Raw genomic sequence first — 25,739 nt, 5'->3', positions numbered from 1 at the left:
CCACCACCGCGCCGGGCTCAGTCGCCGCCGTCGTCCTTCATGCGCAGCGCCGCGTCGTAGAGCGCGTTTCTCGGTTTGCCGCTGATTTCCGCAGCCAGCCGCACGGCGGTCTTCAATGGAAGCTCGGCCAGCAGCAGGCGCAGCACCCGATGCGCGTCGGCATCGTCGTCCGCCACGACGGCCACCGGATGCAGGACCAGTGCGAATTCGCCACGCGCTCGATCCTTGCCGGCGGAGAACCAGGCCGGCAGTTCGCTGGCGGCGGCGGTGGCGATCTCTTCGAATTGCTTGGTCAGCTCGCGCCCGATCGTGACCTTGCGGCCGCCGAGCACGGCCAGCGCACGCGCCAGCGCCTCGATGCGGTGCGGCGCCTCGAGGATCACGACACTGCGCGATTCGACAGCCAGTGCGGCAACGGCCGTGTCGCGTTCGCCGGCCTTGCTCGGCAAAAATCCCGCGAACACGAACGCGCTGTCTTCCCCGGTGGCGACCAGTCCCGCCGCGCTGATGAGCGCGATCACGCTGCTCGCGCCCGGCAGCGGGAGCACGCGGTAGCCGGCCTCGCGCACCGCAGCCGCGAGCCGCGCGCCGGGATCGCTCACGCCCGGTGTGCCTGCGTCGCTGACGTACGCGATGCGTTCGCCTGCGGCCAGCCGCGCCACCACCGACTGCGCGGCCTCCGCCTCGTTATGCTGGTGCACGGCCAGCAGCTGCGCCCCGGGGCGGTCGATGCCGTAGGCGCGCAGCATGCCCTGCGTATGGCGCGTGTCCTCGCAGGCGACGGCATCGACGGTCTGCAGCACGTGCAGCGCACGCAGCGTGATGTCGGCCAGATTGCCGATCGGCGTGGCGACGACGTACAGCGTGGCCTGCGGATAATGCTGCGCGCCTGCGGCTTCGCGCGCGGCGGACAGGGCATTGCCGAAAGCGGCGGAAGCGAGGGAGGAACTCAAATGACAGATCTCCAGAAGAACGGGATCGCAGGCAGCGCGACGACCAAGCAGCGCGGCGACGCGGGCGAGGAAGCGGCACTTGCCCACCTGCAGCGCGCAGGGCTGACGTTGGTTGCGCGCAATTATCGAACCCCGGGCCGCGGCGGCGGCGAAATCGACCTGATCGTGCGCGACCCGCGCGACGGCACGCTGGTGTTCGTGGAAGTGCGCCAGCGCACGCGCGGCACGCACGGCGGCGCCGGCGGGAGCATCACCCACGTGAAGCAACGCCGCATCGTGTTTGCGGCACGGCACTACCTGACCCGGTTGCGCACGCTGCCACCCTGCCGCTTCGACGTCGTGCTGATCGAGGACGGCATCGAATGGCTGCAAGGCGCATTCGACGCGAGTTGAACCTTGCGTCGTCCGCCCGATCACACCGTCTGCTCACACCTTCTGTTTCACGTCCCGCAGTTATGATCCCGCCCCATGCTTGAGCAACGGATTCAGCAGCACTTCATCGACAGTGCCGACCTCAAATACCAAACGGGCCCCCTTCTCAGCAAGCCGATTTCGCAAGCCATGCAGGCGCTGCTGGCCTGCATGACGAGCGGCGGCAAGATCCTCGCGTGCGGCTCCGGCGTCTCGGGCCTCCTGGCGGCGCAGTTCGCGTCCTATTTCGTCGGTCGATTCGAACGCGAACGCCCCGAGCTCGGCGCCCTCGCGCTGCCTGGCGACACGGCCGACCCGTCGGCCGACACGCCGCAGGCCAGCGACCCCGATCGCTTCGCGCGGCATGTCCGTGCGCTCGGCCAGACCGGCGACGTGCTGCTGGCGTTGAGCGCCACTGGCCAGTCGGCGTCGATACTGGCGGCGGTTCGTGCCGCCCATGGCCGGGACATGACCGTGGTCGCCCTGCTGGGCGGCAGCGGCGGCACGATCGGGCGCGCGCTGCGCGAAACCGACGTGCAGGTCAGCGTGCAGCACGAGCGCGCTGCGCGCGTTCACGAAGTCCATCTCGTCGCGCTGCACTGCCTGTGCGACGGCATCGACGCCCAATTACTCGGAGAACAGGAAGCCCTCTCATGACACGCACATCGATCCGCCGCTCGGCTTTTGCACTCACGGCCGGTGCCGCACTGGTCGCCGCCCTCGCAGGCTGCGTTCCGCTGGTGGTGGGAGGCGCGGCTGCCGGCGCCGGCCTGGTCGCGACCGACCGCCGCACGTCCGGTGCACAGCTCGACGACCAGGGCATCGAACTGCGCGGCGCCGCACGCATCCGCGAGATCGCGAACGACCAGATGTACGTGAGCGTGACCAGCTTCAACCGCCAGGTGCTGCTGACCGGCACGGTCGGCAACGAGGCAGACCGCCGGCGCGCCGAGGAGGTCGTACGGCGCGTGGACAACGTGCGCACGGTGTTCAACGAAGTCGCGGTGGGCGAGCCCGGCTCGTTCCAGCAACGCTCCAACGACACCTTCATCACCGGCAAGGTCAAGGCCTCGCTGCTCGACGCGAAGGACATCTTCGCGAACTCCTTCAAGGTCGTGACCGAGCGCAACGTGGTCTACCTGATGGGCATCGCGACGCGCCGTGAGGCCGATCGCGCGGCCGACATCACGCGAGGCGTGGCCGGCGTCGAGAAGGTCGTCCGCGTGATCGAGGTGGTCAGCGAGGCCGAACTCGCCGGCCAGCTGCGCCAGGTCAACGGCAGCACGGAGGGTTCGGCGACGACCTCGCCCGCCGCCTCGCGCTCCAACGTGCCGCTGCCGCCGATGGAACCGCTGCCCTCGTCGCCATCGAGCGTGCCCGCCACGCCGAGCAACGGCGTGACGACTTCGCCGATCCGCTGACGCCGGGAAGCCGCGTCGCGCCTTTATTTCAGGCGCGTGATGAGGCTCGACGTGTCCCAGCGCTGGCCGCCGGCCTGCTGCACGTCGGCATAGAACTGGTCGACCAGCGCCGTGACCGGCAACCGCGCACCATTGCGCTTGGCTTCGTCGAGCACCAGGCCCAGGTCCTTGCGCATCCAGTCGACCGCAAAGCCGAACTCGAACTTGCCTTCGATCATCGTCTTGCCGCGGTTCTCCATCTGCCAGCTCTGTGCGGCACCCTTGCTGATCACGCCCAGCACGGCCTCCATGTCGAGCCCGGCGCGCTGGCCAAAGGCCACCGCTTCGCTCAGGCCCTGCACCAGGCCGGCGATGCAGATCTGATTGACCATCTTCGCGAGCTGGCCGGCGCCGCTTTCGCCCAGCAGCGTCACGGCGCGCGAGAAGGCCAGGGCGATCGGCTTGATGTCGTCGAAGCTCGCGGTGTCGCCGCCGCACATCACGGTCAGCGCGCCGTTCTGCGCGCCCGCCTGGCCGCCTGACACCGGCGCATCGATGAACTGCAGGCCGAGTGCCAGCGCCGCGGCCGACAGTTCGCGCGCCACGTCGGCGGATGCCGTCGTGTGATCGACGAACACCGCGCCCTTGGCCATGCCGGCCAATGCGCCGTCGTCGCCCAGCACCACGGAGCGCAGGTCGTCGTCGTTGCCGACGCAGCAGAACACGATGTCTGCGCCTGCAGCAGCTTCGCGCGGCGTCGGTGCACTGCGGCCACCGAATTCGGCGACCCAGGCCGCGGCTTTGGCGGGTGATCGGTTGTACACCGCCACGCTGTGACCGGCTTTCGCCAGATGGCCGGCCATGGGAAAGCCCATCACGCCGAGGCCGAGGAAGGCGACCTTGCGGGAGGGAACGGAGTCGTAGGTTTTGGGGTTGAGGCTGCTCATGCCCGGCAGCTTAAACGAGAGCTTTGTCGCCGTGTACTGCGACGCCGAATACCGCGCGCTCGCGGCGTGGGTAGCCGATGCTGAACGGCTCAGAGCGGCGGCAGCGGTTTCGACGGTTTGCGTTCACGCCGACGGCGCGACGGCCCACCCGGCGCTGCACCGATGCCGTCCTGGCCGAAAGCCATGCCGGCCTTGACGTCGGCCACGTCGCCGACCGGTACCGCGCCGCCGGCCGCCTTCTCGAGCTGCGCCACCATGCGCGCGATGCGGTCGGCCACGCTCTCGTTGCTGAGCTTCTCCCGGAATCGCTCGACCATCAGCGGGAACGCAAAGGGCGTCGGGCGTGCGAGCGGCCGCACGACCAGCTGTTGCGCGTTCATGCGCTGCAGCGTCTCGCGCAGCCGACCGATCTCCAGCTCCTGCGCCAGCAATTCCTGTTCGGCCTGCAACAGAAGACGGTTCTGCGGATCGTATTTGCGGAACACCTCCCAGAACAACGAGGACGAGGCCTGCAATTGCTTGTTGCTGCGCTTCTCTCCCGGATAGCCCTGAAAGATCAGTCCCGAGACGCGCGCGATTTCGCGAAAGCGCCGCTGCGCCAATTCGCTTGCATTCAGGCTGGCGAGAACTTCATGCAGCAGCGCGCTGCGCTCGCCTTCCTCGGGCGTCGTCTCTGCCAGGGTCTGCTGCGCCCAAGCATCGTGGCCCGGCCGGAGCGCCTGCGGCAGGAGCGCAGGCCAGTCGACCTCGGTCGCGCTGAGCAGCTCAAAACCGTAGTCGTTGACCGCGATGGAGAACGTGCTCGGCGCATGCTGCGCAACGCGCCAGGCCAGCAGGTTCGCCAGCCCGAGGTGCACGTGGCGGCCCGCAAAGGGATAGAGAAACAGGTGCCAGCCTTCGCGCGTCTTCAGCACCTCGGCCAGCAAGGTCTGCGGCGTGGGCAACGCCGACCACTGCTTCTGGATGTCGAGCAGCGGCCGCACGCACTGCAGCTCCGGCGAGTCGTAGCGCCCCTGGTCCGCGAGCGCCAGTTGCTGCACGACGGCATCGGCCAGCGTGGTCGACAGCGGCATCCGCCCGCCGTTCCAGCGTGGAACGGCCGGACGGCTGCCGGTCGCGCGGCGCACCCATGCCGTCATCTCGCGGATGCGCACCAGCTCGAGCAGCCGGCCACCGAACAGGAAGCAGTCGCCGGGCTTCATGCGCGCCGCGAAGCTCTCCTCCACGCTGCCGATCTTCGCGCCGCCGATGTATTGCACGGCCATGCTTGCGTCGCTCACGATGGTGCCGATGTTCATGCGGTGCCGCCGCGCGAGCCGCGCATCGGGCACCCGCCAGACCCCATCGACATCGGGCACGACGCGTTGATAGTCCGGGTATGCCGCCAGGGACGGTCCGCCTTGGCGCACGAAAGACAGGCACCAATCCCAGCTTTCACGCGACAGCTCGGCGTAGGCCAGCGTGGTGCGGACTTCGGCGTACAGCGCGTCCGGAACGAAACCGCCGCCCAGCGCCACCGTGACCAGGTGCTGCACCAGCACGTCCAGCGGTTGCAGCGGCGTGAACCGGGCTTCGATATGACCGGCAGCCACGGCGGCGCGTGCGGCAGCGCCTTCGACCATCTCGATGCTGTGCGTCGGCACCAGCGTGATGCGCGACGGCCGGCCAGGCGCATGGCCGGAGCGCCCCGCGCGCTGCAACAGCCGCGCCACGCCCTTCGCGGAACCGATCTGGAGGACCCGTTCGACCGGCAGAAAATCGACGCCGAGGTCCAGGCTCGACGTGCAGACCACCGCGCGCAGTTCACCGTTCTTGAGGCCCGCTTCGACCCATTCGCGCACGCCGCGATCGAGCGAACCATGGTGCAGTGCGATCAGCCCGGCCCAGTCCGGACGGGCCTCCAGCATCGCCTGGTACCAGATCTCCGCCTGCGAACGCGTGTTGGTGAAGACCAGCGTGGTGGTGCTTGCGGCGATCTCCGCGATCACCTGCGGCAGCATCGTGAGGCCCAGATGTCCGCCCCACGGGAAACGCTCGGCACGTCCGGGCAGCAGGGAGTCGATGCGCAGGTCTTTGGGCACCTGGCCCTGCACCAGCGTGCCGGCTTTCGTGCCCAGCAGCGTATGCATGGCTTCGTCAAGATTGCCCAGCGTGGCTGACATGCCCCACACGCAGAGGTCCGGACGCCAGCGGGTGAGGCGTGCGAGCGCCAACTGCACCTGAACACCACGCTTGTTGCCGAGCAGCTCGTGCCACTCGTCGACCACCACCATCCGCACCGATCCAAGCACCTCCGCGGCATCGGCGCGCGACAGCAGCACCGACAGGCTTTCAGGCGTCGTCACGAGCACGCTCGGCAGCCGCCGGTTCTGCGCACTGCGTTCAGCAGAGGCGGTATCGCCGCTGCGCGCACCGATGGACCAATGAGGCGCAAGCGACTCGAGAGGCTGCTGCAGCGCGCGCAGCGTGTCGGCGGCCAATGCCCGCATCGGCGTGATCCAGAGGACGGTCAGAGTAGGCGCGACGGTCGAGAGCGCCGCGCCCGATGCCGGCGACTTCCGACGGCGCCGCCCATCGGCGATGACGGTCGTGCTCTCGGATGCGTCCATGGCACCAGCGAAGGCCTGCAACGCACCGAGCCACACCGCATAGGTCTTGCCGGCGCCAGTGGTCGCATGCAACAGGCCCGACTCGCCGCGCGCTATTGCGGCCCACACCTCGCGCTGAAATGCAAAGGGCTTCCAGCTCCGGCGCTGAAACCAGTCGGCTACGGCACGTTTCATTGAAGGATGGAGGACGCCGAGACGAGAAGTTTTTGGAGCATTCACTGAGCACCAGTCATCTCAGCTTGAACGAGACGACGGCGTCGGCTGAGGCCGCAAGCGCCAGTCGGCGGGCGCTGGTGCCTTCTGTGTTTGGCGAACGCCGCGCCACAACGGGCTGTGCGTGCCAAGGCGTGGCGTTCGTTGCGTGGTCGGCCCTGAGGCACAAGTCTTGCATACAAGCAACACCTCATCACTGCCAGGCAAGGAAGCTGGCGCGCCACTTGCACAGTGCCGCTTCCACAGTTTCCCGAGGCAACTTCTCAACCCGTACCGAGCCAGGACTTTCACCATGAAAATCTCCAAACGCCAATTCGCCGTCGGCCTTGCCGCGCTTTCGTTGTTGGGTTCTGCAGCCGTCCAGGCGCAGACCGCCCTGGACGACATCATGAAGTCGAAGACGATCAAGATCGCCATCCCTACCGACTATCCGCCGTACGGTTTCGTCGGTATCGACATGGCGCCACAAGGTCTGGACGTCGACATGGCGAAGCTCATCGCCACGAAGCTCGGAGTCAAGGTCGAACTGGTGCCGGTGACCAGCGCCAACCGCATTCCGTATCTGCAAACCAAGAAGGCCGATCTCGTGATTTCGACGCTGGGCAAGAACGCCGAGCGCGAGAAAGTGATCGACTTCACGGCCGCCTACTCGCCGTTCTTTCAGGCGGTGTTTGCAGCCAAGAGCATGAACATCAAGTCCTGGGCCGACCTGGCCGGCAAAAGCGTCGGCGTGACGCGCGGCGCGATGGAAGACCAGGAGCTCGCCAAGGTGGCGCCCGCCGGCGTGGACGTCAAGCGCTTCGAGGACAACAACGCGACCATCGCCGCCTTCGTCGCGGGCCAGACGCAACTGGTCGCGACCAGCGCCTCGGTCGCGGGCAACATGATGCAAAAGAACCCGCAGTTGGGCGCGGAATACAAGCTGTTGCTGAAGGACAGCCCCAACTACATCGGTATCGCCAAGGGCGAAGATGCGCTGAAGACCAAGGTCAACAGCATCATCGTGGACGCCAAGAAAAGCGGCGAAATCGATGCAATGTCAAAGAAATGGCTTGGCCGCCCAGCGGGTGATCTCCCGCTCTGATTCAGCGCTCCCTGGTAGATAGAAATAGCCCGCCGCCTTTCTCACGGCGGGCCTGGATTTCATCAGTTCAAGTGCTTGGTGATCAACGTCGGCATTTCGAACATGGATGCCTTCGACTTTCCAAAGACTGCGGCCAGCTTCGCATCGGCGTTGATGGTGCGACCATCTGCCGGATCCTGCAGCTTGTGGGACTTGATGTACTCCCATAGCTTCTTCATGACATCCGTGCGCGGCAACGGTGTCGCTCCGATCACCGCCGCAAGCGCTGGACTTGGGGTGAGCAGCTTCCAGAATGCCGAATTGGGGGATCGCTTTGAAGCTGATGCCGATGGGGAAGAAGCCGAAGCCTTGGGTGCAGTTGCCATTGGATTGATCTTGATGAAGAGAGCTCGGTTGTTCTGATCTGCGCTTGATGCGCGACGCGATCTTAGGCAAGAGGATTGTCGAATTGCAGCTATCGACCGAATCCATCGAAATGCCTGTCCAATATGCGATTTGGTGCGACGAGAGACCTGCATCTCGTAAAAATCGAAGCGACTGAACTTCGAGGACATAACGCCGAAACCGTTCCGAACACCGGATCCAGCCGCTTCAGCGAACATGGTTCCTGGCCGTTCGACATCGCAATCCAGCAGTTCGTATCACTTTTGGAAGGATTCACCTCATCACGGTCATCGAGTCGGTGCTTGGCGATAACTTCCGTGCATTCATCAAGTCTGCACGGTACGCCTTCACTTCTCATCACCATGTACATCTGGAAAGTCAACGCATTGATCCACGACCTCCGACGAGGTCACGTCGGTCGCTTCGACAAAGTCAAATGTGGGGCATTCCTGCTCATCATGGCCAGCCTATGCTGGCTCGGCATCAACGATCCCTATCTCGATTCGACGGTCAGCGCCATATCGATTCTTTCGGCGCAACTCTTTTCCATCTATATCTGCCACTGCACGAACACGCACGGCGACAACCGCGACTTCTGGGTCCGTCTGTGCGCATTGGGTATACCTGTCGGACTTCGACTGGCTTGTGCGATCGCGTTCGCTATTTTCTTTTTTTCTCTCCCGAACCACATCACAAGAAAAGTACTTGGTTCTGCTTCGGAATTCGCGCCAATTCTGGCCGACCTCCCAGCCTCACTCGTATTGATACTTGGCATCCTGGTTTGGGGTATTCGAGTTTCAGCACACATTGATCGCGTCGCAAGCTCCCCTCTTCAGTCTGACCACGCCGGCATGGTCACGGCGCTCACAGCATCCAGTCGATAACCCTGGCCATAACTCGCCGACAGGACGAAGCCATTTTCCGGGCAGATGCTGAGGCGGGTTCGTATCCGGGACATCCTCGTATCAAGGGCGCGCGAATCCGGCTCCAGTCCCACGCATACCGCGTCGCATATTCGCTTGCGGCTCAGCAGGCAACCCAGATTCTGGAACATGAACCGAGCCAGATCGTACTCCCGGAACTGAAGCTCTATCACCTCGCCACGAAACTGCAAGGCTCTCAATTCGGGGAGAAAACGGTAGGGGCCGAATGCCACCGGTAAGGCGCTTCGATGCGGAAAAGATCGACGCACCAAGGCTTCGAGTCTTGCGGAAAACTCGCGTGGTTCGGACCCGGAGAGAAACACATCGGCCCCCGCATGCAGCGCCTCCACTTGCTCCTTCTTTGTCGCACGACGCGCCACGATCATGGTTGGTACAGCACTGTCCAGTTCGGAACGCAGCTTGCGTATCAGCTCGACACCACCATAGTCCGAAGGAGGCCATGCAAGAAGCAGCAGATCGAATGGCTGCCGTTGCACGGCTTTCAAGAGCAATTGAGATTGCTCGAAGCCGTCGAATTGATAACCCAACGCCTCCACTGCGGCTCTCATTTTTTCAAGTGAAGTCGGATGTGCATTCAGTCCCGCGATATGCAGCGGCTTTTCCAAGGCATCGACAATCATGGAAGCGACTCCGGCTATGTCAGAACCACGCATGTTCCCGCAGTGTCATTCGTGGCCACCCAATTTATGACGAATCGCCAGATTTTCCTGATAGATGCGTTGTTTATCAGGTCAGCACGCCATTGATCGGTCTCCATTCAACTCTGAAATCGTACCGAAGCCATGGCATCGCCGTTGCCACGATCGGCAGATCGAACGAGATCGAACACAGCCGCCTTGTGGGTTGATTCATCATTCGATGACCACATTGACGCATGTCGCAGAAGACCGTCCCAAGAGGACGCCAGTACGGTATAGGTTTGAGCGATGCGATGCCAGTCACCTGGCGAAAAAATATCGACATGGTGGCGCATTCCCATGCCTATCAGGGACGAAAGAAAGTAATCGCTCCACGAGGCATAGTGCTGGCGAGCCTCGCATTGCAACCGGTCCATGACGATGCGAGAAAAACCGACTGGCGCATATCCGGCAGCCAGTCCCAGTCGTACGCAATACGCAGTCTGCTGGATATCCCAAGCCATGGGATTCAGGTGTCGTGCATGGATCTCACGTCCACCGATCACACAGGCCTCAGACGACAGAAAGGTACACACATCCTGCAAGGGATTGAGCCCCTCGGTGTCGAACAAGGCGTCCGGCCGCCATTGCTCGATCAGTTTGCGTTCTGCAGGAGAGATTTCACCGAGATTTCCAAGTCGATCCTCTATCGCACTCAGCCAGTGCTCGCGCGACTCGATACCCCAGTAAGTCGCCAAAAGCTCGCGTGTTCTCCGGATTGAAAGCGAGCTCTCCAATTGATTGAAATCATCATGCTCGAGCACTGCGAGACTTCCGCTCAAGAGACAAGCGAACAGTTGGCATGGGTCGAAGGCGCCACGCGGCCTGAATGAAATATGGCGATGCATGCGCCCTACCGTGAAATGCAGTCGAACGTAGAAGAACCAGCACAGAGCGCCGATCCACAGAAACAGGGCGGTCCAGAGAATCATGAGCGTCTTTCCGTTGCCATCAGCGCTGATGTATTGCAGCGCAATCTTGCGGACGAAGACTATCCGCGCGAAGCACCGCCATCGAGTCAAGACATCCAAATCGCGAAAACCCTCTACGAACCCGTCACTTCTGGCATCGAATAGCAAGATGTTGCGATTCGAGAAAAGAAAAAACTGCACGCGAGCGACAAGAAGCTGGAAACTACGCTCGGTTTCAATGCCCAATAGATCAGGTTCGGTGGTCGAATCTACTGCTTCGATGTCTTATTCTGGGTGTTGCATTCAATATGACCCAGAACAGCGCGGCGCTCTTAAACTTCCGCCGAAAGAGGGAATCTCAAGGTGGAAAAACTCAATATCGTCATCGCGGAGGACGATCCCGCGCAGGCAGAGGCCGTGGCACTCATGATCAAGAGCTTGCGCCCGGCGTGGCGGGTCGTCGCCACGCCCGCGTCGGCTTCACAGACGCTGGACGTGCTGCATCGCTACCAACCCGACATTGCATTGCTGGATATCGGCCTGGCCGATACACGCTCAGGTCTGGACATTGCCAAGGAAGTCGCTCGCCACTGTCCGATCATTTTCGTCACCGGCGAGCCCTCGCATGCGCTGGCAGCCTTCGATATCGGTGCCGCCGACTATCTGGTGAAGCCACTTCGCCTCGCGCGGCTCGAACAGGCACTGTTGCGCACCGAACAGATACTTCGCGATTCAGCCATCCGCCCTTCGACATCCGAAGCACCGGGCGAGACTGAAGGCGCTGCCCGGTATCTGCAGATGACGAGCGGTCGCAAGCTGATATGGACCGCGGTGAATGAAGTCCGTTATTTGCAGGCTGAAACCGGCTACACCCGCTTCTTTCTGAAGGAGTCGTCGGGCCTGGTGCGCCACGGCATCCAGACCGTCGCCCTGCGGCTGGATCGACGTGATTTCTGGCAGATCCATCGCAGCGTGATCGTCAATGCACGTTTCGTCGAGGAGATCGAGCGCGATGACATTGGCCGACTGTTGATTCGCATGCAGGGCTATCCCAAGCGGCTCCTTGTCGCAAAGAATCAGGAAAGACTGTTCAGGGATGATTTCTTCAATTGAGTCCAGGTCGGGTCGCTAGCAGAAACGACCGCTGGCCTCGCGCAAGCGCTGCAGGGTGATCTGAAAATCCGAAGCGCCGGATGAACCTTCGAGCTCGAACAATTCCAGCATGAGGACCTTCAGCCTCGATGGCGGAACGGGCTTGTGGACCAAGGCAACCCCTTGGCGCGCGGCCAGTCGAGATATCTCGGGATCCAGGTTGCCAGTCATCATCAACACAGGAATTTGATGTGTTCCTGGCAGCAGAAGCCGCAGCGCCGCGATAGCCTGAAAGCCGTCGGACTCGGCATCGAGATGATGGTCGACGATCAACATATCGATCTGCCGACCATCTGCCGCAGCCAGCTTCAGCAGGGCGTCGGCACTGTGCAGACCATGCACGGTGGCGCCCCATTTTTCAAGGACTTCCTGCATGCTTTGGGTCACAGCGGGATCGTTGTCGAGCACGACCACACACAGGCCCGCCAAGTACTTCTCGGTCGAAGGGAGAACGGAATGATCGCGCGACGTCTCGATCGTCGACGAAGCGGCTGGCGACCCGATCGGCAATGTGAGGATGAATTGGCTTCCGACACCGATCGCGGACTCGAGGCGAATTGGAATATTCGCGGCATGCGCCAGTCGCCGAACGATCGCAAGCCCGAGTCCCATGCCGCTTTCACTGGAACCGGCATTGCTGCCACGAAAGAATTCTTCGTAGATGCGCGGTCGGTCTTTTTCCGCAATTCCACGTCCGGTGTCCTGCACGCATATCTCGACTTTGGATCCAATGGACGAGGCATGGATGCATACCGTCCCCTTGTCGGTGTACTTGATGGCGTTGGAGACGAGGTTGGCCAGAATCGCGTGCAAGACCGATGGATCGCCGACGGCGCACATGTCGACATTCGAGTAGCTCAATTGAATGGCCTTGGCATCGGCCATGGGCTGAAACGTGGAGCAGATGCGTGCGACCAGCACATGCAGATCGACGATGTCGGTACGCGGTTCGATGCCCAGTCCATCCAGCTTTGCGATATCCGTGAGCGCACCCAAGGCGGCAATGAGGTTGTCCGATGCGGCCTTGATTCGCGTGACCACGACGTGTTGCCCCGCAGTCGATGGCAAGCCCAGCAGCTCGTCAATGAACAACACCAGTGCCTGAGCCGGCTGACGCAGATCGTGGCTGGCAGCTGCCAGAAAATTCGCTTTGACAGCCAGCGCCTCTTCAAGCAGCAGTGCATGTTCCTTTCGCTCCGCGCGCAGCATGAGCTGATCCCGCTGCAATGCGGCATGGTTGCGCTTTTGTCTCGAAAGGGACAAGAGCGCGGCGATGGCGCCTGCGCCCTGCATCCCAAGCAGAATCGACGCCGTCCACGCCGCATCTGGCGCGCCCAAGCCCAATGCGACCATCACGACGGCAAACTGCCCACCGATGAAACTGGCGAGCGTACCGGGCCGCCGCCACAGCCAAACATAGGTGAGCGCGCTGTAGGGAACCAGCATCATCAGCATCGGCTCCTGAAAAGGTCGAAGACCTGTCGGCGAGCCCCATGAAAATGCGCTGGACCCGGCAAAGGCACCGGCGAAAAACGCCAATGCCCCGGTCAGCAGGAACGACAGTGGCTGCATGGTTTTCGGCCCGATCCGATTCGACGCCATGAGCAGCCCAACCACGGCGCCTGCCGACAGCCAATACCAACACCAGAGAGGTGTGGCATCGCACAGAGCCAGCGCACAACCGGCAAAGACAACGAATGTTCCAAATGCCCGGAATGCCAACAGATCCCCAGCATGACGACGATGCCTGTACCCGCTGTGTTGCTCGGGGCGATGGTCCGATGAAGTGAGGGATTTATGCATTGGCACCTTTATTTGGCGTTGCATATCCATTCGACCCGAAGCGTTACCAAATCTATATTTCTTTCATCGAATCGCGCTTTTACGCCATCGATTTGATTGAAATAGCTATCGAAATATCAGATTGCGACCTTGTTGCTCGCCTCCTGCCGATCGTCTTCACCGTTCGGCGGCTTTCACCTTCCGCTCGTCGCCGGATAATCCGCACTTATCCGAAGAGGCGACATCATGAAAATAGAGCGATCCTTCGAGTCAGATGAATTGATCGAAGCCGAAGCGACACCCTCGGTCGTCGATCATTTCGCAGCAGCCACGGCGCCCATCTGGCCAGCCTGGGTCTTGTCGGCCGCGGTGTGCGTCTGGTTCTCCTGGAACGCGCTCCCGGCCTCCTATCTGGCGATCTGGATTCCAGCCTACCTGGTCTTCACCATCGGCCGGATCGAAATCTTTCGACGTTACTTTCGCGTGGCCAAACATCAACGCGCGCGCGACGAGGCACTGTGGCGCCAACGCTTTTTCGTTCTGATGATGACCTACGGGACGATGCAGGTGCTGTTGATCGCGCCCGCCGTGGTGTCCGCAACGATCGAGCGCGCCATGCTGCTCACCTTCATGATCGTTTTTTCAGGCGCGCTCGTGAGCTCCATCATGCCGCTGAGCAAGCGAAATCTTCGCAGCTACCTGGCCTTGACGCTGGGCACCGTGGCCGCCGCCTGGCTCCTGGCGCCGAATGGCTATGGCTGGGCCATCGCCGTCGGATTGATCGGCTGCGGCGCGGCCTTTCACAAGACGGGCCTCTCGCGGCTGGCGGCGATCGAGCAGACGCATCGACTCGGTCTCCAGTTGGCGGAAAGCAATGCGCTTCTCAAGCAGACCAACATCACGCGCTCGAGACTGACCATGGAAGCGAGCCACGACCTGCGGCAACCCGTGCAGGCATTGACGTTGATGGCGGACCTGCTACGGACCTCCAAGAACTCGCCGACCTTCGATGCCCGCGTCCGCGACATCGAGATCTGCGCGGCCAGCCTTGCCGACATGCTGAGCGAACTGATGGAGTTCAGCCGCCTCGACCTCGGTGGCTACGCACCGCAGCAGCAGGCCGTGCCGATCGACGAGGTGCTGAACGAACTGAACGCCGTGCTTGCCAGCGCGGCACAAAGAAAGCGCCTCGGATGGAGTGTCGCGGCGCTGCCGCTGGACGTTCGCAGCAATCCCTGGATGCTCCGGCGCATTCTGCTCAACCTGGCGACCAATGCCGTCAAGTACACCCGCTCGGGGTCGATATCGATCGAGTGCCGGCGCATTGACGACCATCTCGACGTCATCGTGCGGGACACCGGTGCGGGAATCCCCGATTCGCAACAGAAGCGGATCTTCATGGAATTCGTCCGCATCGACGAAACGCGAGGCAGCGAGCCCGGCATGGGCATCGGACTGGCCTTCGCCAAACGTGCGGCAGACGCCCTGGGACACCGATTGAGCGTGCGGTCGACGGTGGGCAAGGGCACCGAGATGATCCTGCGCGTCGCGCTGGCTGCGCCACGCACCATACCTGCACCCACCAAGCCTCAAGCGGCCTCGGCGGAGAAGAAAAGCTCCGTCGCGGGCCTGCATGTGCTGGTCGTCGAGAACGACCCCCTGCTGCAGCGCAGCATGATCAACATCCTGGAGAGCTGGGGCATCTCGGTAGATGCCTACGCATCCGGCGAAACGCTGGCGGAATCGGACATGGCGCACGGCGCTCGGCCGGACGTGATCCTGGTCGACCTCCACCTGGATGGCCAGATGAACGGGCTGGACACCATCCGCACCGTGCGCGACCGCTTCTCGCAACCGCATCTGCCTGCGGTGCTCCTCACAGGCGATCTTTCTCGCGACATCGAGGAACAGGCGTCGTCGCAGCAGGTGTCCCTCGCCTACAAGCCGCTTCGCCCCCATCGGCTGAAGGAACTGCTGGGGCAGGTGAGCAGGCACGCCGAATCGGCGGAAGCCCTCCACTAGGAGCGCAGCGGTGCCACCGGAAAATCGAAGGAGACCAGGCGGAAGGGCTCGCCCATCAGCGTGAAGTGCCACCACTCTTCCGCGATGCCGGCAAAGCCGCCCTCCTTCATCAGATCGCGCAGCAAGAAGCGGTTGGCCTGCACCGCCGGTCCGACCGCAGCCCACAGCGTGTTCGACCGTGGCCCGAAGAAGTCGAAAGGCGATCCCATGTCCAATTCGCCGTTTTCCAGCCAAGGACCCGTGGCCTGGGATTCAGTGCATCCGCCGCCGCGCGTCAGCGTGAGGTCGACCGTGCTGCCCCGGCTGTGGCTGGACTGCGCCGCGATGTAGCCCTGCAACAGCAGCTTGCGCTTGTCGATATCCGGGTAGTACTTCTGCTTGGCAGCGGCATCGTCCGGTGCCGTCGACCACTGCACGAAGTCTTCGACGGCTCGCCGCGGGCGATAGCCGTCGAAGACCTTGAGGCGCAAGCCCAGCGCGTCGGCATTGCGCGCCACCGAGCGAAGCGCTTCGGCCGCTTCGCGTGTGAGCAGGCACAGCGCAGCTTCATAGCCGACGACAGGCCGTCCCACGAAGTTGTCGGCGCCCGCGTAGCGGATATCGAGCTCGATCTCCGGTGCAAATTCAGCCAGGCTCACAAATGCTTCACGTGTCATTCCGCTTCCAATTCTTCATCGATCAATCGACCCGTACCTGGAAGCTGACCTCACCGCTCGCCCCCGGGTTGAGCGGACCATCAAACGCCCAGCGCAGGTTGCCCCTGCCACCCACCGCCTGCGCGGTGCCGCACGCCACCGCAGGCAGCGGCGATGCGTTGGCCGGCGTGTTCTTCGTGCAGTTGCCCAACGCCACCGGGGTGCCGCTCGCGCTCGCGCTCTCGAACGTCGTGTACGCCGGCACCGTGTCGTTGACCACCACCTGCGTCATCGGCGACGCGCCGTTGTTCAGGTACTTCACCCGGTATTCCAGCATCTGGCCGGACTTGGCCTCGTTGCTCGCGCTCCAGGCGCCACCGGTGGTGACGTTGCGAACCTCCTTCGTCAGCTCCAGCACCGAATTGCTCACCGTCGTGCTGTCGACCACCGTGTAGCTCGCGCTCAGCCCCGGGTTGGCCGTGCCGAAGCTCAGCGCCGCGCGCACCGTGGTCTGGTTGACCGTGGCGTTGTCGGCGTTCGCCGGTATCTGCTCCTTGAGCACCACGCACACGACCTGGCCCTGCACGACGGTGGTGCTGGCGACGGTCGGGTACAGCTGCGCGGCAGTCCCCTGCAAGGTGTTGGTGCAGCCCGGGTCGGCGTAGATCAGGCCCGACCATGTCGCGCTCGGGTTGGCCGGCGTGGCCGATTCGCCCGTCACGCTGAAGACCAGGCTGCCGCCCGTGCCGGCGGTGAAGGTGTGCGGGTAGGCCACCGATGTGCTGGGCGCGCCCTGGCGTGCGCCGTTGGCCACGAAGGTGCTGGCGGGCACTTCACCGAAGCTGATCTGCGCGCTGCCGCCGGCAGGTGCCGCGAAGCTCATCCGCTGGTTCGCCCGGCTGTAGGTGAAGGCGATGGCGCCCACGGTGACGGTGCTGCCGTCAGGCACGGCCGTGCTGCCCGAACCCGCGCCGGTGGCGGTGTAGCCGCTGGGCAGGCCCGCCGCCACGCACACCGTGGTGCCGGCGGCGACGCCTGCAGGGACGTTCAGCGACCAGGCGCCGTTGCTGTCGGTGGTGGTGCTGGCATGGATGGTGGCGGCGCAGTCGCTCAGGCTGACGCTGACGCCGCCCAGGCCGGCTTCGCTGCCGTTCTTCAGGCCGTCGTTGGGTGTGCCGGTGTTGACGCCGGCGCTGGGCGCACCACCGTCATTGAAGACGTAGCCGCTCAGGCCGTTGAGCCGGTTGATGAAGGTACAGGTGATGTCGGCGCCCGCAACCATCTTGGCCGCGGGCAGGCTCAGCGTGGCACCGCTCAGGGTGCCCAGCGCGCCGGTGCCGTTGCCGTCGGCCGCGCCATTGGCGTCCAGGCAGCTGACGGATGCAGGCGCGGCGGGCCAGCCGGTGGGCGGGTTCTCGGCAATGGTGGCCGCCTGGCCACTGATGCCGGTGATGCCTGCGGTGCCGAGCACGCTCACGCCGGAGGTGGCCGTGGTGATGCTGTCGGCGGTAGCCGAGAGGCCGGTGAGCGCGAAGTTGAAGGTGCCGGTGCCGCCGTTGGAGGTCTTGGCGATGCGCACGCGCGGGTTGACCATCACGTTGATCTCGTTGTCGCTCTGCCAGACCGTGAAGGCCGCTGTGTAGCCGGTCAGCGTGATCTGGTTCATGGGAACCGCACCGATGGTGTTGCGTGCGGCGCCGGTGAAGGCCGTGGCGTAGAACTTGTCGGTGCCGCGTGTCCAGTTGGTCACGTTGAGCGTGCGCCCGGCGGTCATCGCGAGCGTGGCCGTCGTCAGTTGGGCGGTGCCCGCGGAGGCGAAGTCCAGCGTGCTGTTGGCACTGACCGTCAGGGTGCCCATGCCGTGCGTGAAGGCGCCCAGGTTCAGCGTGCCGCCTGCCAGCTCGATCTCGATGTTGCTGTTGGCAAGCGCGCTGGTCAGCGTGAGCGTGGCGCCCGTCTGCACGATGATCTTGCCGCTGCCCGTGACGCCGGCACCCGCAATGGTGCTGCTGCCACCCGACAGCGTGAGCACACCGCCCGCGCCCAGGGCCAATGTGCCCGAATCGGCCAGACCGCTCGACAAGGTCTGCGTCTTGCCGTTCATGTCCAGCGTCGTGCCACTGTTCACCGTCGTGGCACTCGCCGTCGGCAGCGCTCCGTTGATGCCCAGTCTCAGCGTCCCACCCGTGACCGTCGTGCTGCCGTCGTACGTGTTGACAGCACCCAACGTAAGGATGCCGCCACTGGCATTCACCAAGCTGCCAAGGCCACTGATGATGCCGTTGGCGACGATGGTGCCGCCAAGGTAAGACGGCGCAGTGAACGTGACCCGATGGCCCTGTGTATCGATGGAACCGGCAAGCACCATGGTGCCGCCATTGATCATGTTGCTGATGGTGGCGTCCGCCGCCAGGGTGATCGGGCCACCAACGGTCGTACCGCTGTCGCCGAGCAGGGCGCCTGCCGATGACAGGCCCGTCCCGCTGATGGTGATCGGCTCCGCGCCTATCGTTCCTGCACTCAGATAAAGGGTAGCGCCACTGCTGACCGTGGTGCCGCCATCCGTTGAGCCCAGTGCATTCGAGTTAAAGATGCTCAGTTGCCCTGAACTGACCGTCAACGCACCAGTGAAGGTGTTGTTGCCGTAAAGCTGCACACGACCCTTCGTTTCCCAGGTTCCGGCCGTACCGCTGAGTACCGAATTGAAGGTCAGGATGATGCTGCTGTTGTCCAGGACAGTATTGGAAGCGGTGCCATTGAGCGTGCCGCCATTGAAGATGTAAAACGCGGAGGTGTTCGTATTGGTCAGGCCGCCGATGTCTTGCGTGCCTGTCACTGCAACCGCACTGCTGCCGCCTGGCCCCGTGAACATGGCGATACCGCCGGGGCTCCAGGCACCGTTGGGCGTACCGGTGTCAGTAGTCCAGTTGGTGGTGGCCGCGTTCCAGGTGGCGCTGCCACCGTTCACTACGCCGTTGGCCGTCGTGTTGGCACCGTCCCAATAGTTGGTGACAACGTACGTGTTAGTGAAAGTGCAGGTGAGGTCTGCCCCGGCGATGACCTTGACTGCCGGAAGAGTCAGCACATTACCGGCCAGCGTTCCGACGGCGGCTATCCCGTTGCCATCGACAGCGCCGTTGGCGTCAAGACAACTGGCGCCAGTCAGGGCGTAGTTGGGAGGCACCGCCTCCGTGAGCGTCACCGCAGTACCTAGCGCAATGACGGCGATACCGCTCGGACTGGATGGTGTCGCCGTGCTTGCCGCCATGGTGGTGATGTTGGTCGGCGCACTCGCCAGGTTGGTCTGCGTGAAGCTGAACGGGCCGCCGAAGCCTCCCGTTGTGATCTTCTGCACTTTCACGGTCGCGCCGACAGTGATCTCCATCGCAGTGTTCCATACCGTCGCAGTGGCACTGTTCGGGCTGAGTGTCACCTGATTCAGCGGTGCCACGTTCAACGTGTTCTTCGCCGGTGCACCAGTGATGGCGTTGGCCGTGAATTTGTCGCTGCCCGAGACCCAGTTGCTCACCGTGAGGGTGAAGGTGCTCGGGCTGAATGTGTTGACCGTGATCTGGTCGGCCTGGCTCGCCACGAAGTCCAGTGTGCTGTTCGCCGTCAGGCTCAAGGTGCCCATCTGCGTGTGCGTGAGACCTGTGCCCAGGTTCAGCGTGCCTCCAGCAAGCACGATGTTCACGTTGGCGTTGTTCAGCGCTGCCGTCAGCGTCAGGATCGCACCGCTGTTCACCGTGATCGTGCCGCTGCCAGTGATCGCACCGATGCTGCTGTTGCCTGTCAGCGTGAGGCTGCCGTTCACGCCCAGGTCCAATGTGCCGCTGCTCGTCAAGCTCGCCAGGCTCTGCGTCTTGCCGTTGATGCCCAGCGTGGCGCCGATGGCCACTGTCGTAGCGCTGGCAGTTGCCAACGCGCTGTTGACGCCCAGCGTCAGGTTGCCCGCGCTCACCGTCGTCGTGCCGGTGTAAGTGTTGACCGCGCTCAGCGTGGTCGTACCCGCGCCCGCCTGCTCTACTGCGCCGAGGCCGCTGATGATCTTCGTGCTGCTGTACGCGTTGCTGCGGTTGAACTGCAGCTTGGCGCCACTGGCCACCGAGGTGCCCGAATTGCTGTCGATGCTGCCCGTCGTGCCACCTGCGCCCACCTGCAGCGTGCCGCCGCTGACCGTCGTGGTGCCGCTGTAAGTGTTGGTGCCCGTCAAGATCTGCGTCCCAGTGCCGATCTTCGCGATGTTGGTGATGCCGGCCTCGAGCGTCGCCTCCGCACCCGTGGCATTGCCATGGATCACCCCGGAGAAGCTACCGCTCTTGTCGCCAGCACCAATCGACAGCACCTGGCTGGACTGACCATTCCACCCCGCGAACACGTCGCCCGCGCCGTTGAGACCACCGATGCGAATGCTGTTTCCGCGGTGCGTGAACACCGCGCCAGAAGAAACGGTCACATCCGCCGTGACACCCGACCAATTGGCCGAGGTGTTGTCCGTCCCAAACACCCCTGAGATCACATTGATCTGCCCGGTCAGCGTGATCGGTGTGGCGCCACCAAAGTTGATCCATCCACCCGCGATGCCGCTACCACCGCCCTGCACGTTCAATGTACCTGCACCGCCATAAGCGGCCGTGAAGACACGTCGACTGCCAAAGCCGGGATACTGACTTGTCAAGACCAGGGTGCCGCCGGAACTTACGGTCGTTGCCGAATATGCGATGGAGTTGATCGCAACACCATTGACCTCCAGTGTGCCCGCACTGACCGTCGTGCCACCGCTGTAGGTGTTGGCACCGCTGAGCGTGATCGATCCATCGCCCGCCTTGGTGATGGCAGTGGCGCCAGCGATCACCGAGCCCACTGTGGCGCTGACACCCGCATCCGCCGTCAAAGTGGTCGCCGCCGTGGTGTTCAGCGTGCCGCCCGTCAGCGTGTAGCCCGTCGTGTTGAAAGTCAGCCCATTGATATTCTGCGTACCACTCACCGTGACCGTGCTGGCCCCTGTCGTCACGCCGAAGATCGCCGTTCTGCCCGTATCCCAGTTGCCATTGGGTGTGCCCGTGCTGGTCGTCCAGTTGAGTCCGGTCGATGTCCAGGTGCCGCTGCCGCCTTCCACGCCGGTCGTGTTGACAGCCGGGCCGTCCCAGTAGGTGCCCACCCGGTAGTCGCTCGTGAATACGCAAGTGAAGTCCGCACCGGCTTTGACGTTGGCCGCCGGGATCGTCAGAACATTGCCCGCCAGCGTCGCGAAGGCCGAACCCGTATTGCCGGTCGCGCCGCTGTTGGCATCGGTACAGATGGCACCTGTGAGCGGATAACCCGCAGCCGGCGTTTCCGTCAGCGTGACGGCCGTGCCCATCATCATCACCGTGATGGCGCTGGGCGATGCCGGTGCTGCCGTACCCGCCGCCGTGGTCGTGATGTTGGCCGGCGCACTCGCCAGGTTGGTCTGCGCGAAGCTGAACGGACCACCAAAGCCACCTGTCGTGATCTGCTGCACCTTGACCGTCGCACCCAGCGTGATTTCGAAGGCCGAAGTCCAGAGCGTTCGGCTGGCTGCGGCGGGGCTGAGCGTCACCTGGTTCAATGGCGCGACATTCGTCGTGTCCTTCGCCGGTGCACCGGTGATGGCACTGGCGGTGAACTTGTCGCTGCCAGACACCCAGTTGTTCACCGTGAGGTTGAAGGTGCTTGGGCTGAATGTGCCGACCGTGATCTGGTCGGACTGGCTTGCTACGAAGTCCAGCGTGCTGTTCGCCGTCAGGCTCAGCGTGCCCATCGCCGTGTGGCTGAGGCCAGCGCCCAAATTCAACGTGCCGCCGGCCAGCACGATGTTCACGTTGGCGTTGTTCAGCGCTGCCGTCAGCGTCAGGATCGCACCGCTGTTCACCGTGATCGTGCCGCTTCCGGTGATCGCACCTATGCTGCTGTTGCCGGTCAACGTGAGGCTGCCGTTCACGCCCAGATCCAGCGTGCCGCTGCTCGTCAGGCTGGCGAGGCTTTGAGTTTTGCCGTTCACGCTCAACGTGGCGCCACTGGTCACCGTGGTTGCGCTAGCTGAAGGAAGCGTACTGTTGGCACCCAACTGCAACGTACCGACACTGACCGTGGTGGTGCCGGTGTAGGTGTTGGCGCCCGAGAACGTTTGGGTTCCGCTACCCGCCTTGATGATGGAGAGCGTGTTGTTCAGACCATTGGCGATCACGCCGGAGAAGGTTGCGTTATTGGCGCTTCCCAATGTGAGCGCATAGCCGCTCACGGATGTCGTGTGCCCCACGACAGTACCGGCGCCGGCAAGCGAGCCGATGCTGCCCGAAGTGGAATTGGGATTTGCCCAGCCGCTGCTGGAATTGCGTAGTTGCAGGGTACCGTTCAAGGTGATGTCGGCCGTCGACAAGCTGGTGCCGGCACCGCTGATGCACAAGCCGCTGTCCGCAAAGGCGGTCGTGCTGGAGACGCCGTTGACGATCAGAGTACCGGTGAATGCATTGCTGGTATTGCGCAGATTCACGCAACTGCCCGCGTTCGCACTGGTGATGTTGACCGTGCCGGTACCCGTCAACCCACCGTCCAGAAAGAACCCTCTGTCGCCGGTCGTGGCCGCGTTCTGCGAATTGTTGATGGTGGTCGTCCCGCTGATTGCCACCGGGCCTAGAAGGGTGGTCCAGTTGCTCGGGTTCTCGTTCATCAGCGTAGCGCCGCTCGCCATCGTGATTGTCTTGGTGCCGGTTACGGCAAGAGGGCCAACACTGGTGAAAGACAAGATCGCACCCCCGGCAACACTGGTGGTGGAGTTGTGATTGTTGCCCGCCCAGACTGACAAGATCAGTTTGCCAGCGCTCACGATGGTGGTGCCGTTGTAGGTGTTGACACCACTCAAGGTGGTCGTGCCCGTGCCCGCCTGCTCGACTGTGCCTGCTCCGCTGATGACCTTCGTACTGCTGTATGCATCGCTGCGATTGAACTTGAGCGTTGCACCGCTGGCCACCGATGTACCCGAGTTGCTGTCGATGGTGCCGTTGGTGGTGCCGTCCCCCACCTGCAGCGTGCCTGCGCTCACGGTCGTCGCGCCGGTATAGGCATTGACCGCACTCAACGTGGTCGTGCCAGTGCCGCCCTGCTCTACTCCGCCCGCGCCGCTGATCACCTTTGTACTGCTGTAAGCATCGCTGCGGTTGAACTTGAGCGTGGCACCGCTGGCGACCGAAGTGCTGGCGTTGCTGTCGATGGTTCCGGTCGTGCCCCCCGCACCCACTTGCAACGTGCCGGCATTGATCGTGGTGATGCCGGTGTAGGTATTGGCGCCACTCATCGCCATCGTGCCCGCGCCCTTTTTGACAAAGGTACCCGCACCCATGAGCGAGCCACTGACGCCGAGCGTGACGCCGGAGTTGACGGTGACGTCCATCGACGTTGCGCTCAACGCCATGTTGGTGGCGGACATGGTGGAGTTGGCAGTGGCTGTGATCGACACCCCAGACCGGAAGTCCCAGCTCCCGGACGTGGCATTCGGCGTGCCGCTCGCCAAGGTGCCGCCAGCCAGTGTCAAAGCGCCGCCGACCTGATGCGTCGTTCCGTTGGCGCTGGTCATGGTGCCACCGGGGTTGAGCGTGACCGCAGGCCAGGTTGTCCGGCCCGAACCGAACAGGCCGTTGTCGGTTCCCGCCAGCAACGTTCCTCCGTTGTTGACAGTGACGGCAGACGTCGTTCCCAACGCACCGCCATTGACTGTGTTCGGGCCGCTACCGACGAGCGTGCCGCCATTCACTGCGGTGGTGCCGCTGTATGTGTTGAGTCCCGTCAAGGTCTGCGTACCGGCACCGACCTTGGCGATGTTCGTGATGCCACCTTCGAGCGTAGCGTCGCCACCCGTGTTGTTGCCGTGAATCACGCCCAAGAAACTACCGCTCTTGTCGCCTGCGCCGATGGACAAGACCTGTGTGGTCTGACCACTCCATGTGGCAGCCACGTCACCTGCGCCGAAAAGACCGCCGATACGGATGCTGTTGCCGCGGTGCGTAAACACCGCGCCCGAGGAAACCGTTACATCCGCCGTGCTGGCAGACCAGTTGGCGCTCGTGTTGTCAGTGCCAAAGACCCCGGACATCACGTTGATCTGCCCCGTGAATGCCATGGCCGCGGACCCGCCCAAGTTGACCCAACCGCCGGCGATGCCTGCGCCGGCGTTCTGCACACTCAATGTGCCAGTGCCACCCACGGCCGTTCCCAGGACGCGTCGATTGGAGAAGCCGGCAGTCTGGTACTTGAAGACCAGCGTCGCACCGGAATTGACGACCATCGTCGGAGAACTGCTATTGATCGCCGCATCATCGAGTTCGAGGGTGCCGTCATTGACCGTGGTGGTACCGGTGTAGGTTGTGGCACCAGTCAGCACGACAGTTCCCGCCCCCGACTTGGTGACTGGGTTCGTGCCAGCAATGACCGAGCCGACCGTGGCGCTGAGGCCGGCATCTGCTGTGATCGTGATTGCGCCCGCCGTGTTGAGCGTGCCACCGCTGAGTGTGTAGCCCGGACTCACGAAGGTCAGACCACTGATGCTTTGTCCGCCACTCACGGTGACGACACCGGCCGTGGCTTGAAATATGGCTGTGCTACCGCTCGCCCAGATGCTGTTGGGCGTGCCGAGGTTGTTGGTCCAGTTGGTGGCAGTTGCGTTCCATGTTCCCGCGCCACCTTCGATCGCGCCATTGCCGGTTGTCCCCGAGCCGTCCCAATAAGTACCAGCGGCGTTCGATGTGCTGATGATGACTTGCCCCGCAGCGCCTGCACTGCCTGCCCAGCCGCCGATGCTGCCGCCTGCACCACCGATCCCTCCCAGCGCGGAATACACGGCACCAACCACGCTGCCGTGCGCGCAGGATGTACCCGCCGTGGAGCCCGCGGTGACGCTGGAGCCAGCGGTATCGAGACGAGCAGCGCCACCCGCACCGGCCGTGCACCCGGCGCCCCCCCCACCACCACCGCCACCGTCGAAGCTGCCCATGTCGGCGCCGGCGGCACCACTGACGAAGCTGTTGGTCCAGGCAGCGCTCGCGCCGCCGGCGCCGCCAGTGGTACCGGGGCTGCCACCGTTTCCACCGCCACCGCCGCCGCCGCCGGCAAGAACCAGCACATCGGACGACACCATGTTCTGGATCATGGTGATCCCGCCGCCGCCGCCGCCGCCGCCGGAAGACCCCACACATCCGGAAAGGCCCCCCTTGCCGCCCTGCACACCGCCACCGGTACCGCCGGCACCACTGCCGCCACATGTGCCGTAGACGCCACCTCCGCCACCTCCGCCGACCGTCACTGTCAATTGCTGGCCCGGCGTCACGGGCAGAGTGCCCATGACACGAGCGCCCTGGCCACCTGAGCCCGCTGTACCTCCGTCGCCGGCCCCACCACCACCGCCGGCACCCAGCACCTGAACGAACAGGCTCGTCACACCGACAGGCACGGTATAGGTGCCGCTGGTGGTGAACGTCGTCGTCTGCGCCATGGCCGCGATGGACAGCCCGGCCGAGACGGTTGCCATCGCGGCATTGCGCAGCCAGCGTCCGGCTCGGCCTGAAGCTGAGAGCGAGAGGGTCTGGAAAGTCATTTTTTTTC

The 25,739-nt window shown here is 63.6% G+C and carries 16 protein-coding genes; 7 read left to right on the top strand and 9 right to left on the bottom strand.

Going from position 1 to position 25,739, the window contains the following annotated elements:
• Nucleotides 1-17 precede the first annotated feature (17 nt).
• Nucleotides 18-953, bottom strand: coding sequence for a 16S rRNA (cytidine(1402)-2'-O)-methyltransferase (rsmI, locus tag AC07PZ_RS23950; protein ID WP_495297652.1), 936 nt, complete (start codon nt 951-953; stop codon nt 18-20).
• On the opposite strand from rsmI, the gene AC07PZ_RS23945 reads away from it, so the two are divergent.
• From AC07PZ_RS23945 to AC07PZ_RS23935, 3 genes are all read left to right on the top strand, one after another.
• Nucleotides 954-1,346: a YraN family protein gene (locus AC07PZ_RS23945; RefSeq protein ID WP_495297651.1), complete on the top strand. Its 393-nt coding sequence runs from the start codon at nt 954-956 to the stop codon at nt 1,344-1,346.
• 75 nt (nt 1,347-1,421) lie between these two features.
• Nucleotides 1,422-2,021: an SIS domain-containing protein gene (locus AC07PZ_RS23940; RefSeq protein ID WP_495297650.1), complete on the top strand. Its 600-nt coding sequence runs from the start codon at nt 1,422-1,424 to the stop codon at nt 2,019-2,021.
• Nucleotides 2,018-2,785 carry a BON domain-containing protein gene (locus tag AC07PZ_RS23935; RefSeq protein WP_495297649.1) on the top strand — a complete coding sequence of 256 codons (768 nt, stop codon included), beginning with the start codon at nt 2,018-2,020 and terminating at the stop codon, nt 2,783-2,785. The genes AC07PZ_RS23940 and AC07PZ_RS23935 overlap by 4 nt, the downstream gene beginning before the upstream one ends.
• A gap of 23 nt (nt 2,786-2,808) precedes the next feature.
• On the opposite strand, the gene AC07PZ_RS23930 is transcribed toward AC07PZ_RS23935, so the two are convergent.
• Both AC07PZ_RS23930 and AC07PZ_RS23925 read right to left on the bottom strand, forming a co-directional pair.
• Nucleotides 2,809-3,711 carry an NAD(P)-dependent oxidoreductase gene (locus tag AC07PZ_RS23930; protein WP_495297648.1) on the bottom strand — a complete coding sequence of 301 codons (903 nt, stop codon included), beginning with the start codon at nt 3,709-3,711 and terminating at the stop codon, nt 2,809-2,811.
• Between the two features lie 89 nt (nt 3,712-3,800).
• The gene (locus tag AC07PZ_RS23925) at nt 3,801-6,494 is read right to left on the bottom strand and encodes a ligase-associated DNA damage response DEXH box helicase (RefSeq protein ID WP_495297647.1); all 2,694 of its coding nucleotides are present in this window, start codon (nt 6,492-6,494) and stop codon (nt 3,801-3,803) included.
• A gap of 331 nt (nt 6,495-6,825) precedes the next feature.
• On the opposite strand from AC07PZ_RS23925, the gene AC07PZ_RS23920 reads away from it, so the two are divergent.
• Nucleotides 6,826-7,617: a transporter substrate-binding domain-containing protein gene (locus AC07PZ_RS23920; RefSeq protein ID WP_495297785.1), complete on the top strand. Its 792-nt coding sequence runs from the start codon at nt 6,826-6,828 to the stop codon at nt 7,615-7,617.
• A 62-nt stretch (nt 7,618-7,679) separates the two neighbouring features.
• Here the strand turns inward: AC07PZ_RS23920 and AC07PZ_RS23915 are convergent, their stop codons facing one another.
• Nucleotides 7,680-7,982 carry an SWIB/MDM2 domain-containing protein gene (locus AC07PZ_RS23915; RefSeq protein WP_495297646.1) on the bottom strand — a complete coding sequence of 101 codons (303 nt, stop codon included), beginning with the start codon at nt 7,980-7,982 and terminating at the stop codon, nt 7,680-7,682.
• Between the two features lie 381 nt (nt 7,983-8,363).
• Between AC07PZ_RS23915 and AC07PZ_RS23910 the strand changes: the two genes are divergently transcribed.
• The gene (locus tag AC07PZ_RS23910) at nt 8,364-8,885 is read left to right on the top strand and encodes a hypothetical protein (protein WP_495297645.1); all 522 of its coding nucleotides are present in this window, start codon (nt 8,364-8,366) and stop codon (nt 8,883-8,885) included.
• Here AC07PZ_RS23910 and AC07PZ_RS23905 read toward each other — a convergent pair.
• Together AC07PZ_RS23905 and AC07PZ_RS23900 are read right to left on the bottom strand one after the other, a co-directional pair.
• Nucleotides 8,834-9,565 (bottom strand): response regulator transcription factor, encoded by a 732-nt coding sequence (locus AC07PZ_RS23905; RefSeq protein WP_495297644.1) that lies wholly within the window; start codon nt 9,563-9,565, stop codon nt 8,834-8,836. The genes AC07PZ_RS23910 and AC07PZ_RS23905 overlap by 52 nt on opposite strands.
• A gap of 137 nt (nt 9,566-9,702) precedes the next feature.
• A complete protein-coding gene (locus AC07PZ_RS23900; protein ID WP_495297643.1) occupies nt 9,703-10,779 on the bottom strand; it encodes a DUF1266 domain-containing protein in 1,077 nt (358 codons plus the stop codon).
• 117 nt (nt 10,780-10,896) lie between these two features.
• Here AC07PZ_RS23900 and AC07PZ_RS23895 point away from each other — a divergent pair, with 117 nt between their 5' ends.
• Complete coding sequence (locus AC07PZ_RS23895) at nt 10,897-11,646, top strand: LytR/AlgR family response regulator transcription factor (protein ID WP_495297642.1); 750 nt, start codon at nt 10,897-10,899, stop codon at nt 11,644-11,646.
• 15 nt (nt 11,647-11,661) lie between these two features.
• Here AC07PZ_RS23895 and AC07PZ_RS23890 read toward each other — a convergent pair whose 3' ends face one another.
• Entirely contained in the window at nt 11,662-13,488 is a 1,827-nt protein-coding gene (locus tag AC07PZ_RS23890; RefSeq protein WP_495297641.1) for a sensor histidine kinase, read from the bottom strand.
• Between the two features lie 225 nt (nt 13,489-13,713).
• Here AC07PZ_RS23890 and AC07PZ_RS23885 point away from each other — a divergent pair, with 225 nt between their 5' ends.
• Nucleotides 13,714-15,489 (top strand): ATP-binding response regulator, encoded by a 1,776-nt coding sequence (locus AC07PZ_RS23885; RefSeq protein ID WP_495297640.1) that lies wholly within the window; start codon nt 13,714-13,716, stop codon nt 15,487-15,489.
• Here the strand turns inward: AC07PZ_RS23885 and AC07PZ_RS23880 are convergent.
• Nucleotides 15,486-16,145 carry a M15 family metallopeptidase gene (locus AC07PZ_RS23880; RefSeq protein WP_495297639.1) on the bottom strand — a complete coding sequence of 220 codons (660 nt, stop codon included), beginning with the start codon at nt 16,143-16,145 and terminating at the stop codon, nt 15,486-15,488. The two genes, AC07PZ_RS23885 and AC07PZ_RS23880, sit on opposite strands and share 4 nt — an antisense overlap.
• Nucleotides 16,146-16,167: 22 nt before the next feature.
• Nucleotides 16,168-25,731: a prealbumin-like fold domain-containing protein gene (locus tag AC07PZ_RS23875; protein ID WP_495297638.1), complete on the bottom strand. Its 9,564-nt coding sequence runs from the start codon at nt 25,729-25,731 to the stop codon at nt 16,168-16,170.
• Between the last annotated feature and the right edge of the window lie 8 nt (nt 25,732-25,739).

It is taken from the genome of Variovorax sp. GW821-FHT10B04 (genome assembly GCF_059415645.1).
Note: the sequence above shows the minus strand (reverse complement) of the source record. Positions and strands in the feature narration are given on the sequence as shown.

What these genes read in the sequence shown, in the direction of transcription:
- AC07PZ_RS23945 (WP_495297651.1), top strand. Translation starts at nt 954, where the DNA reads ATGACAGATCTCCAGAAGAACGGGATCGCAGGCAGCGCGACGACCAAG.
- AC07PZ_RS23940 (WP_495297650.1), top strand. Translation starts at nt 1,422, where the DNA reads ATGCTTGAGCAACGGATTCAGCAGCACTTCATCGACAGTGCCGACCTC.
- AC07PZ_RS23935 (WP_495297649.1), top strand. Translation starts at nt 2,018, where the DNA reads ATGACACGCACATCGATCCGCCGCTCGGCTTTTGCACTCACGGCCGGT.
- AC07PZ_RS23930 (WP_495297648.1), bottom strand. Translation starts at nt 3,711, where the DNA reads ATGAGCAGCCTCAACCCCAAAACCTACGACTCCGTTCCCTCCCGCAAG.
- AC07PZ_RS23925 (WP_495297647.1), bottom strand. Translation starts at nt 6,494, where the DNA reads ATGAAACGTGCCGTAGCCGACTGGTTTCAGCGCCGGAGCTGGAAGCCC.
- AC07PZ_RS23920 (WP_495297785.1), top strand. Translation starts at nt 6,826, where the DNA reads ATGAAAATCTCCAAACGCCAATTCGCCGTCGGCCTTGCCGCGCTTTCG.
- AC07PZ_RS23915 (WP_495297646.1), bottom strand. Translation starts at nt 7,982, where the DNA reads ATGGCAACTGCACCCAAGGCTTCGGCTTCTTCCCCATCGGCATCAGCT.
- AC07PZ_RS23910 (WP_495297645.1), top strand. Translation starts at nt 8,364, where the DNA reads ATGTACATCTGGAAAGTCAACGCATTGATCCACGACCTCCGACGAGGT.
- AC07PZ_RS23905 (WP_495297644.1), bottom strand. Translation starts at nt 9,565, where the DNA reads ATGATTGTCGATGCCTTGGAAAAGCCGCTGCATATCGCGGGACTGAAT.
- AC07PZ_RS23890 (WP_495297641.1), bottom strand. Translation starts at nt 13,488, where the DNA reads ATGCATAAATCCCTCACTTCATCGGACCATCGCCCCGAGCAACACAGC.
- AC07PZ_RS23885 (WP_495297640.1), top strand. Translation starts at nt 13,714, where the DNA reads ATGAAAATAGAGCGATCCTTCGAGTCAGATGAATTGATCGAAGCCGAA.
- AC07PZ_RS23880 (WP_495297639.1), bottom strand. Translation starts at nt 16,145, where the DNA reads ATGACACGTGAAGCATTTGTGAGCCTGGCTGAATTTGCACCGGAGATC.
- AC07PZ_RS23875 (WP_495297638.1), bottom strand. Translation starts at nt 25,731, where the DNA reads ATGACTTTCCAGACCCTCTCGCTCTCAGCTTCAGGCCGAGCCGGACGC.